Here is a 13,167-nt window from a genome sequence, read left to right on the forward strand (position 1 = left end):
GTTTCCGCCCGCCGGTCCCATTCCACCAGACCGCGCCGCCGACCAAGATCAGAGGGCAGCCAGGAGCGTGTCGATTCTCAGACGCAGTACGGCCGAGTCGGCACCGCCGACGACGACGGACAGCACGTCACTTCCGACCGCGTTCGCCAGCCGGATCTCAAGTGACTGAGAGACACCGACCATGGGAAACGAGTACCAGCTCCCCGGGTCCTCGTCGTCGGTGGTCTCAAGGCCCAGCTTCACGATGTCCCAGTCCGCCTCGTCGGGGTCCTGGCCGACGTACTGCGACAGCAGGGCCAGGAAGGCTTCGAGGTTCCGTCGCCCTATCCGACCGTCGATCTCGTACTGTGCCGGCCCAGCCGTTGCGTCCGCCCGCACGTCAGCGCCCAGCCCGGCGCTCACGGCATGCTTGTCGTCGAAACTCAGGCGCACGTTGGCCCAGAGGTCGAGACGTCTACAGGCGCTGTGGGGGTCGTAGGCGGCGGTGGGCAGCTGGGGAATGCGCTTGCCGCCGGTCTCATCGAGTCGGTAGGGCACATCGAACGCGGCGTTCCACCGTTCAAAGTCGGGAGAGAACCGCTCCTGTGCCACGTCGGCCTCGACATCCAGGTATCGGGCGATGTCCTCCCAGGAGCTGCCGCGCTCCCGCTCGTACACCACAGCGCCGGCCAGCAGCCGTTCCGCGATCCGGGCCAGCTGCAGAGCCTCGCTGACGCGGCCGCCGGGGCCGGTGTACCTGTCGTAGCGGGTGACCGCCAGGCCGCCGGCGGCCTCGGAGAGACCTGACGCCCGATCGGAGAGCACCAGGCGGGCCAGCGCCTCCCGGGAGTACGAGCCGCGTTCGTCGTCATAGGGAGTCGAGTCGGTCACGGACCAGAGCATTCCACGCCGGTGAGCGTCCAGCGGCTCGCGGGACAATTCTGTCGGCGCGGTAATGGGCGAAGTCCCAGGCCGCGTGGACGAGCCAGCCGCCCGCCAGGACATAGTCGCCGACCGGCCGGTCCGCCGTGAGCGCCACTATCGCCGGCACGGCGAAACCCAGCAGCCCGGCGGCCCGCCGCGTGATCCCGGCGTGGTCCGTCCGGGTTCTTTCTCTGTGGCTGTTGACGCCTCGGCAGAGACGATTCGGTGGGCGCTGACTGTGACACAGCCGGAGTAGCGGCCTGCTGTCGTACGGCCACCCGCACCCGGCCTCTAGTGGCGCGTTCGGGCTGCGGCGACGGCGGCGGGCTTGGGTGCCTGGCGTGCCGCGAGGGCGAGGACGAGCCTCTTGGGCAGCGTGCGCATGAGGCCGGCGAGGAGGGCGTTGGCGCGGCCCGACACGATGGTGGGGCGCCGGCTGGTGTCCAGTGCGTGGAAGGCCGTGTCGACAACCTGACGGGGAGTCTGGAAGCGGATGCCTTCGGTGGAGGTGCCCGAGGTGGTGTAGAACTCGCTGCTGGTTGCTCCCGGTGAGAGACACAGGACGCGCAGCCGGCTGCCGCGGGCCTCCACCCACAAGGCTTCGGTGAAGGAGATCACGAATGCCTTCGCCGCCGCGTAGACGGCCATCCCGGGGATGGGCGCGTAGCCCGTCATGCTGGCCACGTTGATGAGGAGACCCGCCTCGGCGTCCTGCAGGTCGGCGTAAAAGGCTTTCGTCAGATCGACCAGGGCGGTGACGCCGACCGCGAGCTGGTCCGCGATGTCGCTGTCATCGGCGTCCGAGAACAGTTCGGTTCTGCCGAAGCCCGCGCAGTTCACCAGCGCGCCCGCGACGATTCCGTGTTCCGCGAGCCGAGCGTGCAGCTCCGCGCCCGGGCGGGGTGCGGTGAGGTCGAGCGGGACGGGCGTCACCGTCACCGCGTACCGCTCGCGCAGCTCCACGGCCAGGCTTTCGAGCCGCTCCAGGCGCCGGGCCACGAGAACCACGTCATCGCCGCGCTGCGCGAAGCGGCGCGCGAACTCCTTGCCTATCCCCGAACTCGCTCCGGTGACGACTGTGGTCCGTGTCATGAGACTCCTCATCAGGTTGACGGGTGTTAACCACGCTACATTGACACCTGTTAACCGGCAACCGGGCAGCAGCTGAGAGAGGGCGGCGCATGACCGCTGACACATCAGGCGGAGGCCGCCGCGATCTGCGCCAGGCCCTGATCGACGCCGCTTCGGCGATGCTCCAGGAGACCCCCCGGGCTCCCGCCCCTTCGCTGCGTGCCGTGGCCCGCGCGTGCAACGTCTCGGCGACTGCCGTGTACCTGCACTTCGACTCGTGGACCGCACTCATCGAGGCCGTACTCGAACAGCACTTCACCGATGCCCGTACCCAGATCGAGGCCGCGACGGCCGCCGCCGGGCCGTCCCGCGAGCGGCTCGACGCGTTCGCGCTGGCCTTTGTGAACTGGGGACTCGCACACCAAGGCCCGTACCAGCTGCTTTTCGAGAGCATCGACTGGCTCAAGGGAACCGATGCGGTCCGTGCGTCACTGGAGGAGCACGTCGCGGCCATGGCGGACGACTTGCTGGCCGCCGGTGCGGTCGACGACAAAGCGGGTGCCCTGGAGCGGGCCGAGCAGTTGTGGACTGCTCTCCACGGCATCGTCGCGGGCCGCCGCCGCCAGGGCCGCTACGTATGGCACCGCAGCGTCACCGATGAAGTCACCGGCATGGTCGCGATCTTCGCGGGAGCCAGTCGCGGTGGGCCGTCTGCCTCGTGACCGTTTCCGGGCCGGCGGGTGGTTCCGTCGCGACCGATTCCCGCGGCTCAGGCGTTGTCGGGCCAGGGGAAGCCGAGTTCCTCGGCGCGTTCGCGGCTGCCGCCGCACACCTGTGCGTACGTTTTCGGGTCCTCCTCGGCCAGTCGGCGCAGGGCGGCGTCGGCCTGCGCCTCGGGTGGAGTACCGTCGTCCGGTACGACCCAGCGGAACTGGAGGGGGATGCCGTCCTGCTTCCCGGCGGCGAGTCCCGGCGCGTACGAGAAGGTGACCACGGTGGTGTCCGGGTCCTCGAAGCCGCTGCTGATCCAGCCCCGGTTGGCATCCCATCGGCTCAGCAGGTCCGGCCGTTCCATCAGCCCCGTTTTGATCAGGCGGGCCACGGTGCGGGCCGGCCACGACCAGGAGCGGTCGCTCTCCGCCCGGACGATCTCCGCGTCGTAGGCGGCGGCGTCAAACCTGTAGGCGGGCAGCTCGGGCGCGGGCTCCCGGGAACCTGGCATGTCCTGCGGCCGCCGCCAGTCCTCCCACACCACTTGGTCTCCGTCGCGACGGATGGTGACGTAGAGCGCGCCACAGCACCCCTCGGTGCAGTACGCCTCCGCGAGCTGTACCTCCCGGGGCTCGGGCCCGGCCCGGAGCCGGCCGTCGTCCAGCAGGTACTCGGGGCTACGGGCGGGACCGTGGGCGAAGAACTCCGGGACCACGGGACGCCCGTCGAGGAGAATGCGGGTCTCGACGGGTTCACGATCCACGAGGTCGCCCGCCACCACCTCGACGCGCAGCCTGCCGGGCGTGGCCTGACGCGTGAAGGGCCGCCGCCCGGTGCGCCGGATCCAGCCGGCCCGCAGCCGCTGGTCCGCCTCACCTCCGTCGGTGTTCGCCGGCGAGGCCCACCGGGGCCCGGCCAGCTGCCGCCCGAGTGATTCCAGCAGCGTCGCGCGCCGGCCCGGAGGCCAGTCCAGCAGTACGCCGGTGCCGCTGCTCAGGTCCAGGGCGAGCGAGAGCAGGGTGGCGTGGTGGTCGAGGGTGGGCGGCAGCTGGCCGGCCCGGGTGACGACGCTCTCGTACAGGATGAGCGCGTCGTCGTAGGTGAGGAGGTCGGTCCGGTAGTCGCGCGTGGACCCCATCCGGACGAGGAGCCTGCCCGCCCGGGCGAACAGGGCCGTGTCGGAGGGATGTTGGTCGAGCAGCTCGGGCAGCCGGGCGGCCTCCGCGATACGGCGGGCGACCGTGGTACTGACGAACCGGGGCGTGGCGGGGAACGTGACCAGCTCTGTACGGACGGCCTGTCGGTCTCCCGTCCACAGGGCGCGGACGAGCGGCCGCAGCTCATCGCGGCGGGTGTAGCCGGCGAGCCAGACGACGGCGGCGCACGGGCGGTCGAGGGTGTCGAGGGCGTCGACGGCCGGGCGTACGAACTCCCGGAACAGGCCGAGAACGGAGAGATACGGGACGTCCTCGGGCTCGCCGAGGCGGATGAGCAGGGCGAGACCCGCGGTGACGGCGGGCGCGGTGGTGCCGGTCCGGGTCAGCTGCCGGCCCAGGGAGCGGGCCGCGTCCCGCTGCCCGGCCGGCAGCGGCAGCCCGGCGACGGCGGACCGGACCAAGTACGTGTGGCGGTCCCGGATGCCGAGGCGGGCGAAGCGGCGGTGAAGGGTCGCGGAGTCGTCCGGCAGCGGGTTCAGCGCGTCGCGGATGGCGTTCGCCGCCTCTTCGTGGGACAGCGGGGCCTCGCCCGGTTCTGGTTTCTGGGGGAGGGGGTAGCCGCGCCGGGGCGGGATCCCGTCGGGGGCCTCGCGGAGCAGGTGCAGAGCGTGCTCGTACAGGCTGGGCGGGAGGGTGAGCGCGTCGCGCTCTTCCTGGGCGCTCACCGGGCGCGGTGGGACTCGATTCCATAGGTCATGTGCGTAGCCTGCCAGCCGGTTCGCGCTCTGTCGAAGGAATTGCGCCGTCTGCGACGGCGAAGGTGACCGGCCCGGAACGCAGCCGGGGCTCACTCGCCGTCAGATCCGAGGGTGCCGGTGACGCGGACTGCGTCCTGGGTGTGGGGGCCGAGGCGGGCCGCCCAGGTCAGGGCATCGTCGAGTGTGACGTCGTCTAGGGTGACGTCGTCGTCGGCCAGGCGGGCCGCGGCGAGGGTGGGCGGTGCCGCGCCCGCGTCCAGCAAGGTGGTCCACTGCCGAGCGGTGAGGGCCAGGTAGCGCAGGTCGGGCACGTCGGTCAGGACAGTCAGGTCGCGGACGGTGGCCCGGGAGAGGTCCAGGCCGCGCAGGTTCGGGACGGTGCGCAGCGGGGCGATGTCGATCGGAGCGGTGGTCCCCAGGTCCAGGGAGGTGGCGGTGGTCCCCAGGTCCAGGGAGGTGAGGGTGCGGTGCCCTTCCAACGGGGTGAGGTCGCCGCCGCCGTCCAGGGTGACGCGCACAGCCTCGACCGGCATCGTACGAATCGGTGTCAGGGAAGCGGTGGCGCAGCGGTTGAGGTGCAGCAGCCGCAGGTGCGGGCCGGCGGTGAGCGGGGCGAGATCGACCGGGCCGGCGGCGTCGTTGATATGGATGGCCTGAAGGGTGGGCGGGACCTCGTCGGGGATACCGCCGATGATCCTCCGGGTGCCGGGGCTGCCGGCGGGCTCCAGCAGAAAGAGGCGGTCGCCGTCCTTCTCGTAGGCTCCTTGCTCCAGCTCGTAGGCTCCCTGCTCCAGCTGATCCAGGTGGTGGCCGAGCAGAGAGGTTATCGAGTCGGCGACGTAGGCGGGGCCGTCGCCGTAGTCGCGGCCGATGGCGATCACCTGGCCGGGGCGGCCGTTGCGGGCCGGGGACAGGTCCACCGCGAGGTAGTTGCCGTCCTCGCCGGTGGCGAAGGGCAGCCACGCCGGGTGCCCGTCGCAACGCCGGACGCTCTCGTGCGGTTCGGCGTCGAAGACGACCGAGTACCAGCTCAGTTCCCAGCTGTGCCAGGCCGGTTCGCGCTGGTCGCTGTGGACGGCGACCAGACGTTCCAGCGCCATCCAGGCGTTGCCCCCGAGCAGGTAGAGGTGGTCGTGGTCGACGCCGTCGCCGTCAGCGATCAGGTACAGCGCCCGCAGGTCGGCGGGCAGGGGCCGGCCGATGCGGCGTTCGGCCTCGTCGAGTGCGGCGGCGGACACGGGCGGCGGCAGTCGCTCGGGCCGCCCGAGGATCGCGGCGCGCCGCTCCATGTACGTACGGAACCGCGCCACCGCCAGCGTCGGGTCGCCTCCCGGTGCGGCCGTCCCCTCCTCCTGCTCAACACCGGGCTGAGGCAGCCGGTAGCCGGGGTCCAGGATGGCCTGGAAACCGCCGTCCCGTCCGCGCAGGCTGGTGATCGCGTCCGTGGTCGCGACCAGTCCGTACGCTCCGGACGGCCGGCATTCGATCTCCAGGCTGGTGCGCTCCCAGCCCCGCACCTTCCGCAACGCGTCCGCCAGCCTGCCCAGTTCCTCGAAGAGGCTGGGTACCTGGTTGCCCCACAGGGGCGAGCCGGGGACGGCGTAGCCGCCGGCCACCGAGACGCTGCCCCCGCCCGCGGTGCTGGCCAGTAGCGCCCGCGTCCAGCCCGCCGGCGCACTCGCGACGATCTCCTCGACGATCCGCCGCGCAGCCTGCTCAACCATGTCCCGCCCCCATGTCTCGCTCCTGTCCTGCCTGCGAAGCGGTCATGATCGCAGAGCCGACCAGATGAAGTTGAGCGGTATGGCTGAGCGTTATGGATGGCCCGGCGGGCCGGCGAGCGTGGGCCTGCCGCGGGCGTCGATCTGCCCGGCGGTGCGGCCCCGCGCTCCGCTCGCCGAGGCCGAGACGCACACGACGCCTCAGTGCTCTTGGTAGTACTCGGCAAGTGCGGTGAAGGCGGCCTTGGGCTCCCACGGCATGTCGGGGTAGGTGTCTCCGTGGCCGTTGTCGAAGACCTTGACGATGCCGTAGCTGGCCAGGTCCAGGTCGTCGCGGGGGTCGCCGCCGGGGCGGTGCACATGGTCGTAGAGCGCGAAGATGAACACGAAGGCACTGTCGACGCCTTCGGCGTCGAAGACCTCGAGCAGCTCGCGCAGATACGCGGCCTGTCCGGGCTCGTCGCGGTCGTACGCGCCGTTCAGGCGGACCGGTCCGGCGTCCTTGTCGTACTCGACGATCTCCAGACCGCGAGCGCCCACATCGCCCGCGCCGCGGTAGCTGGCGGCGCCGAACTCGGTGATCGCGACCGGCTTTCCCTGCGCGACGAGGCCGCGGACGCCCTCGGTGAACTGGCCGGCGGTCCCGGCCGTCCGGTAGAGATCCAGGGAGACGATGTCGAAGGGGGCCCAGTCGACGCGCTCCAGCGGTACGGCGGCGTAGGTGATCTTGCCGCCGAACCGCTGGCGGACGAGGGCCGCGGCCGTGCCGAGGAAGTCGTTGACACGCGCACCGACCTCGGCGATCTGCTCGCGCAGGCGGTCCGGCCGGGTCAGCAGTTCGACCCGCTCGTCGAGGGTGTCGCCGGGCAGGAACCCTTTGTTCATCAGGCTCAGCTCGGCACCGGTGACGAACACGACCTCGCCGCCGCGCTGTCGGAGCCGTTCGGCCCGCTCGGCGCAGTCGGCGAACAGCGACAGCATCTCGTCGGTGGTCAGCTCGAGCGGATACGGCGAGAACCAGACCCCCAGACCCAGGTCGGCGGCGAATCCCGCGATGAGCTCCAACCGTTCGGGGTCACCGCCGGTGACGCGGACCGTGTTGCAGTGCAGGTCGTCACGGATGACGCGTAGCTCACGCTCGACCAGCTCCGGGTCGAAACGCTCGCGGGAGTTCATGCCGTAGCGGACGAAGCCGGTGTCGTAGGTGATGCCTTTGGCACGCACGTGTCATGCCCCTTTCCATCGGACCGAATTAGGTACGCGTAGTACCTTACTTGCGTGTGGTCTGGGATCAAGCCCAAAGTGAGGAGGAACCTTCGGTACCGCAGTGCAGGGGAGAGGCCATGGCGGACGATGACGATCCGACGAAGCAGCCAGGCACCGGACAGACGCGGCGCCGCGGCGCCGCCCTGGAAGAGGCAATCCTGCGCGCCGCAGCCGACGAACTCACCGAGTCCGGATACGCCGGGCTGACCATGGACCGGGTCGCCCGACGCGCCGGCACCAACAAGAACGCGATCTACCGCCGCTGGCCCAACCGCCTCGCGCTCGGCATCGCCGCCTACCGGCGACTGGCCACGACGGTCCAATCCCCCGACACCGGCGATCTGCGCGGCGACGTCCTCGAACTGCTCCGCCGGGCGAACCGCCACTGGAGTTCCCCGCTCGGCAAAGTCCTGCGCGACCTCATGTCCGCGGCCGGCGGCGCGTCGGAGTTCGTGGCGCAGCTGCCCGAGCAGTCCACCGACGCCGTAGCCGCCACCTGGCTGACCATCCTGGGACGCGCGGTCGCCCGCGGCGAGGCCACCCCTGAAGCGCTCCATCCCCGGGTCGCCACGGTGGCCATGGTTCTGCTCCGCAACGAGTTCGTCGTACGCGGAGTCCCCACCGCACCCGACGAGGTCCTCATCGAGATCGTCGACGAGGTCTACCTACCGCTGATCCGCCAACGCGCCACGCCACCCGGCTGAGCCCCCTGCGGCCACTCAGGGGGTGTGACGAAGACCGATGGTTGGTGATCTGTGTCAGACCTGAGTGCGACACTGCGGCCCATGTCTTTCGCTGATCTCAGTCTCGACCAGTGGCGGTCCTTCGAGCTGTCTGCCGCACGTCGCGTCGCCCAGGAGGCGGCCCACCGGGTGGATGGCCGCGTGACCGTCGTGGAGACGGTTGAGCACCTCGGCGCTCCGCTGCACCGCGTTCGGATCGAGCGGGACAGGCAGGAATTCGCCCTGATACCCGGCGGCGCAGTGACGCTCGGATTCGATCTCGACGCCTGGCAGCCGACGCCCGGGCAGGTCGCCGACTATGCGGAGAGCCTGGATCAGGGCTTTGGCTACGGCTCCGATCTCCGGGCCCACCTCGCGCAGCTACTCAGCCCCCGCCGGAGTGCCGTCCTGGCCACTGTGCTCATGGCTGTGGAGGACGAGGACCTGACCGAACCGCCTGCCGACATGCCGGCCGTCCTTGCGGCTCGTGGCCTACGGATGCCGAGCTCGGACGAGTGGGAGCACGCCTGTGGAGCGGGCGCGGACACTCTGTTCCGGTGGGGCAATGACTGTCCCCTCGACCGTATCCCCTATGGGGACCGCATCGGCCCGCATGAGCAGCCAAGCGGGTTCGGCCTGCACATCGCCTACGACACCTACCGGACGGAGCTGACGAGCGACGTCACCGCGGTCCACGGTGGTGACGGCGGCGAGTCGGTGTGCGGGGGATATGGCTACATGCTGGCGTGGCTGCCCCTGGCCACCGCCAACCGCAACCCTTATATGGCCGAGTTCGCGTACGGCCCGGACGGTGAAGGCATCTACGAGGACTTCTCCACCCGGCCGGTACTCCCGCTCTGATCCCGCGGCACTCCTCATCGCTCGCCGAGCGGCCCCGCCCGGTCGAGACCTACGACCGCTACGGGCGCAGCCTCCACGCGGAACGGCTCGCGGCACACCCCTTCACCGCCCACGTCGACCTCGGCCTGCAGGCCACCGGCACCGGCTCCGGGGTCCGCGTCGTCGTGACGTCGACTCGGACGTCGTCGATCCCGACGACACGATCCGCCCAACGTCCGGTGACCGGCGCCGATGAGACGCCGAGGCCGTACGGTCTTCTGCCGTGCCCGTTCTGTGACGTGATGGGCACCGGCCTGCGGTCCGCACACCGCTAGCGTCGGGCCCATGATCGTATGGCTCAACGGCACCCACGGCGCAGGCAAGACGACAACCAGTGCACTCGTGCAGCAGCTGATCCCGGATTCACGGGTGTTCGACGCCGAGAAGGTCGGCGAGACGCTCATGGACGTCACGCCGGGGCTGCCCTGGACGGGCAACTTCCAGGACTGGCCGCCGTGGCGGCAGCTGGTCGTAGAGACCGCCCGGCGCGTACTCGACTACACCGGCGGCACCCTGGTGATGCCCATGACTGTCCTGGTCGAGCAGTACTGGCGCGAGATCAGCACGGGCCTCGCCCAACATGCGATCCCGGTAAGGCACTTCGTCCTCCACGCTGACCAGGACACCCTTCGCGGGCGCATCGAGGGGGACGCTGTTCTTGGCCCCTCCTCATTCCGTCTCACATACCTTGAGCCCTATGCCGAGGCGGCCCGCACGTGGCTGCACGGCGAGGCCGAGGTCGTCGACACCACGCACCTCACGCCCGCCCAGGCCGCGCTACAGATCGCAGAGGCCGTCAAGACGGAGAGGGGCGGGGAGTCGTAGGTACCGGGCGGGCGGGGCGAAGTCATGCCAAGGTGACGTGCATGCCGCCCTCGGCCAGGACGTCGAGGACCTCGGAGAACAGGTCGTAGGGCCGGCCGTCCGCTTTCAGGGTCTGGGACAGGTGCTCGCGTGCGGTCGCAGCGTTCCGCCAGAGCAAGGCGCCGGGGGCGGTGTAGCCGAACGTGCCGCGCAGGCAGTCGTCCAGGGCGGCCAGGCAACCGCCGAAGTAGCCGCCGGGCCCGTTCACCGCCTCGCCGAGCGCCAGGTAAAGGCCCGCCTCATCGGTGATGTGGCGGCCGTCGAGTTCGTATGCGTGCCCGGCCGGCCGGTCATGATGGGCGCGTCGGCAGGCCCGCTCCCGTACGAGTTCGAGCCAGACCCCGCGGAGTCGGGTGTCGAGGCTGTCCCAGGCGCCCAGGGTGTCCGGCGGCCCGGCGAGCCATCGCTCCCAGACGGGCCGGGCGTATTCGGGAACGGGCGTGAAGAGCTCTCCGTCGAGCTCCAGGTCGATCAGATCCGTCCCGTAGGAGGAAGGACGCCAGGCGCTGACTCGGCTCCACAGCAGGCATTGGGTGAGCGGCTCGCCCTGGTCATCCCATATCTCAAGGGCGGCCTCCGCCAGATCCAGCGCCCGCCGAGTGCCCTTCATCAGCGCCGCCCGCAGCTGATCACCCGGGGCGAGTCCTCGCAGGACGAGCGGAGGCGCCGCCTGCTCGTGCGGCAGGACACGGGCGAATTCCTGGCACGAGCCGAGCCACCGGTGCCCGTCGTGTACGCGGACGGGGCCCGTGTGTCCCTCCGGCGGGCCTTCGTAGTCGTCCAGGCCGGTGAGCACGAGACTGTCCGCCCCGGCGAGCTGCCCCAGGCTCTCCGCGTCCTCCAGCAGCCAGGGCTCAAGTGCCTCGTCGTCCGGCACCAGCCACACCCGGCTGCCGACCCAGCCGTGCACCTCAGCTCTGTCCGGCACCCAGCCGAGCATCTCGTACGTCCCACGCCGGGGGCTCCCGAACAGACCCTCCGCCTCGACGCAGACGCCCCAGGCATGGCCATGCTCTGTCTCGGTCAACGTGTACCGCGTGTGCCCGCCATGGTTCTCATCGTCATACACGGTGGGAATCATGCTCCGACCACGCTTCGACCACGCTCCGGCGCCGAAGCCGGGCGCTCCCGCCGGGCACACAGGCAGGGGCCGCCCTTGGCCGGCGGCGCTCGCTCGGTGTCGGCCGGCTACGGGGCCGCCGCTCGGAAGAGGGCCAGGAGGGTCTGGGCCGGCGTGGTGTCCGCGTCGAAGAACTGCGTGGCCAGCGCGGGTGGCACGGCCGTTCCGTGCATGTGGACCTCGTGGCAGCTGAAACAGAACGCTGCCTCGAACAGCGCCAGATCGAGAGAGTCCTCGTACGCCCGGACACTCCAGCCCGGCGAGAAGCCGCAGCGGTGCTGTTCGCTGCCGGGCAGGTTCTCGATCAAGGTCAGGACGTCGGTGGCCTCACTCCCGATCCAGTGGGCGACCGCCCTGCCGGGGTAGGGAACGCCCCGCTCGGTCGGAAGGGCGGAGATCCTGACGACCTCGATCAGATCGGTGGCGGCAACGGCTTCGGCGGGGAGCTGCATGTGCGCAGTCTGCCCGCCGGGCCGCCCGACAGCTACGGCATATCGCGAGCGGAAGACCTGCTGCGCGAAGAACGCGGAGTACAGAGACCCAACGGTCCAACTCCCCCGCTCACGGGCCAACTCAGCCGCTCAGTCTCCCGAAAGCGGCGGGCAGTCTGCCGGGCGATTCGCGGTGGCAGGCGGCTCGGATGAAGCTGTTGGCACGATGTTCAGGAGAGCCAGCTCTCGCTCTCACGGTGCTGGTCAAGTCCGGCTACGGCGAACTCGTCGCTTGAACCGGCGGGCTGGATCCCGAGCTCGCGAAGCGCCCGCGCGACCGGTGACCCCTGGGCGGAGACGGGATCTCCTTCGAGGAGATGCAACGGGCCTAGGGCCAGGCGTCCGTCCCGCCAGACGGCGGTGTTCTCCTCGCCCGTTCCGCCAAAGTACTCGGATTCGACATAGGCCACCGGGCCGACCTTCGACCACTCGGCAAGCGTGGGGACCAGGCCGGCGGGCAGGTCCCAGAACCCCGGATAGACGCCGGAGGAGTCCGTGATCAGTTCGCGGAAGAAAGCGCCGACCATGGGCAGCAGCGCGAGCCCATGCCGCAGAGGTGCGGTCCGGGCCGACGGGAGTCCTGCGGCTGCGGCCGTCAGCAGTTCCGCCTCGGCGACTACCGCCTTGAGTACGTAACTCAATCGTCAGCCTCCAAGGCCTGCGCGTTGATGATCACCATAGTGTCACTGGCCGACCAGGCGCTCAGTCTCACCGTTGTGACCGAGAGTGTTAGTTGGCGGATCATGATCTGAACTGTGGAGGTCAGAAGCGCGTCGAGGATTCTTGTTGGCGGATCTTGAGAGGGCTAGTTGGCGAATCATGGTGGTGGGACGTTCACTGTGTGTGTCACCAGCCGCAAACGGCGGTGATCAGTCCTCGGACTTGATGTGTTCCTGGAGACGCCGAGGAGCTTCGCGATCGAGGTGACGGTGTTCTCCGGGCGGGCGAGCAGGTCGCGGGCGTGACGTGCCTGCTCCTCCGTCATCACCGGCGGGCGGCCGAGTCGGGCGCCGCGGGCACGAGCGGCGTCCAAGCCCTCATTGGTGCCCTGCACGATGAGTTCGCGGATGCGCCTCGTGCAGCGAGGTGAAGCCGACGCCATGCTTGCGCACGCCGGACACGATCGCGATGAGGTCCTGGATAGAACTGCCGAGCCGGTCCAGCGACGGGACGACGAGCGTGTCGCCCTCGCGCAGGTTCTTGCCGGACTTCTTGTCGGAGAAGATCCGGATGCACCCTACTTCGGTGAGTGCGTGGATCTGCCGGTCGAGCAACTGCCCCTTGGTGGACATGCGTGCGTATCCAACGAGGCTGCCGGTCCGTACGGCCGGAACGGGTGCGAGGAGATCGGCGGTGTTGTTGTCCTGGGGTGGCTGCACCCGCCAGATCGTACAGAAAACGGTGCTCCTCAAGTTCTTGAGCACATCGACTTTCTGACCCCGTTTTATGGGCATGATCCGGCGCCGATCCGGCCGTGCGGCGC

At 70.1% G+C, this 13,167-nt stretch carries 13 protein-coding genes; 4 read left to right on the forward strand and 9 right to left on the reverse strand.

The features are described from left to right. Positions 1 to 48: 48 nt before the first annotated feature. Together ACZ6MZ_RS23235 and ACZ6MZ_RS23240 are read right to left on the reverse strand one after the other, a co-directional pair. Entirely contained in the window at positions 49 to 870 is an 822-nt protein-coding gene (locus tag ACZ6MZ_RS23235) for a hypothetical protein (RefSeq protein WP_469353989.1), read from the reverse strand. Between the two features lie 324 nt (positions 871 to 1,194). Then, positions 1,195 to 1,995 (reverse strand): SDR family NAD(P)-dependent oxidoreductase, encoded by an 801-nt coding sequence (locus ACZ6MZ_RS23240; RefSeq protein WP_469353991.1) that lies wholly within the window; start codon positions 1,993 to 1,995, stop codon positions 1,195 to 1,197. Between the two features lie 89 nt (positions 1,996 to 2,084). On the opposite strand from ACZ6MZ_RS23240, the gene ACZ6MZ_RS23245 reads away from it, so the two are divergent. Then, the gene (locus ACZ6MZ_RS23245) at positions 2,085 to 2,696 is read left to right on the forward strand and encodes a TetR/AcrR family transcriptional regulator (protein ID WP_469353993.1); all 612 of its coding nucleotides are present in this window, start codon (positions 2,085 to 2,087) and stop codon (positions 2,694 to 2,696) included. Between the two features lie 47 nt (positions 2,697 to 2,743). Here ACZ6MZ_RS23245 and ACZ6MZ_RS23250 read toward each other — a convergent pair whose 3' ends face one another. From ACZ6MZ_RS23250 to ACZ6MZ_RS23260, 3 genes are all read right to left on the reverse strand, one after another. Beyond that, on the reverse strand, positions 2,744 to 4,567 hold the full coding sequence (locus tag ACZ6MZ_RS23250; RefSeq protein WP_469353994.1) for a hypothetical protein: 1,824 nt from the start codon (positions 4,565 to 4,567) through the stop codon (positions 2,744 to 2,746). Positions 4,568 to 4,689: 122 nt separating this feature from the next. Continuing rightward, positions 4,690 to 6,324, reverse strand: a complete 1,635-nt coding sequence (locus ACZ6MZ_RS23255; RefSeq protein ID WP_469353995.1) for an SMI1/KNR4 family protein — start codon at positions 6,322 to 6,324, stop codon at positions 4,690 to 4,692. A gap of 198 nt (positions 6,325 to 6,522) precedes the next feature. After that, on the reverse strand, positions 6,523 to 7,545 hold the full coding sequence (locus tag ACZ6MZ_RS23260) for a hypothetical protein (protein WP_469353996.1): 1,023 nt from the start codon (positions 7,543 to 7,545) through the stop codon (positions 6,523 to 6,525). Between the two features lie 119 nt (positions 7,546 to 7,664). Here ACZ6MZ_RS23260 and ACZ6MZ_RS23265 point away from each other — a divergent pair, with 119 nt between their 5' ends. The 3 genes from ACZ6MZ_RS23265 (at position 7,665) to ACZ6MZ_RS23275 (ending at position 10,034) form a co-directional block, all read left to right on the forward strand. Beyond that, positions 7,665 to 8,291, forward strand: coding sequence for a TetR/AcrR family transcriptional regulator (locus tag ACZ6MZ_RS23265; RefSeq protein ID WP_469353997.1), 627 nt, complete (start codon positions 7,665 to 7,667; stop codon positions 8,289 to 8,291). A gap of 81 nt (positions 8,292 to 8,372) precedes the next feature. After that, positions 8,373 to 9,170: a hypothetical protein gene (locus tag ACZ6MZ_RS23270; RefSeq protein WP_469354000.1), complete on the forward strand. Its 798-nt coding sequence runs from the start codon at positions 8,373 to 8,375 to the stop codon at positions 9,168 to 9,170. A 324-nt stretch (positions 9,171 to 9,494) separates the two neighbouring features. Then, complete coding sequence (locus ACZ6MZ_RS23275) at positions 9,495 to 10,034, forward strand: P-loop nucleotide/nucleoside kinase family protein (protein ID WP_469354002.1); 540 nt, start codon at positions 9,495 to 9,497, stop codon at positions 10,032 to 10,034. A gap of 22 nt (positions 10,035 to 10,056) precedes the next feature. On the opposite strand, the gene ACZ6MZ_RS23280 is transcribed toward ACZ6MZ_RS23275, so the two are convergent. The 4 genes from ACZ6MZ_RS23280 to ACZ6MZ_RS23295 all read right to left on the reverse strand — a co-directional run bounded on the left by ACZ6MZ_RS23280 (position 10,057) and on the right by ACZ6MZ_RS23295 (position 13,063). Next, entirely contained in the window at positions 10,057 to 11,154 is a 1,098-nt protein-coding gene (locus ACZ6MZ_RS23280; RefSeq protein WP_469354004.1) for a barstar family protein, read from the reverse strand. A gap of 107 nt (positions 11,155 to 11,261) precedes the next feature. After that, positions 11,262 to 11,645, reverse strand: coding sequence for a hypothetical protein (locus tag ACZ6MZ_RS23285; RefSeq protein WP_469354006.1), 384 nt, complete (start codon positions 11,643 to 11,645; stop codon positions 11,262 to 11,264). 209 nt (positions 11,646 to 11,854) lie between these two features. Continuing rightward, positions 11,855 to 12,325, reverse strand: coding sequence for a hypothetical protein (locus ACZ6MZ_RS23290; RefSeq protein WP_469354007.1), 471 nt, complete (start codon positions 12,323 to 12,325; stop codon positions 11,855 to 11,857). Positions 12,326 to 12,721: 396 nt separating this feature from the next. Next, on the reverse strand, positions 12,722 to 13,063 hold the full coding sequence (locus tag ACZ6MZ_RS23295; protein ID WP_389783539.1) for a recombinase family protein: 342 nt from the start codon (positions 13,061 to 13,063) through the stop codon (positions 12,722 to 12,724). Positions 13,064 to 13,167: the final 104 nt, after the last annotated feature.

This window comes from Streptomyces sp. NPDC042201 (genome assembly GCF_055582185.1).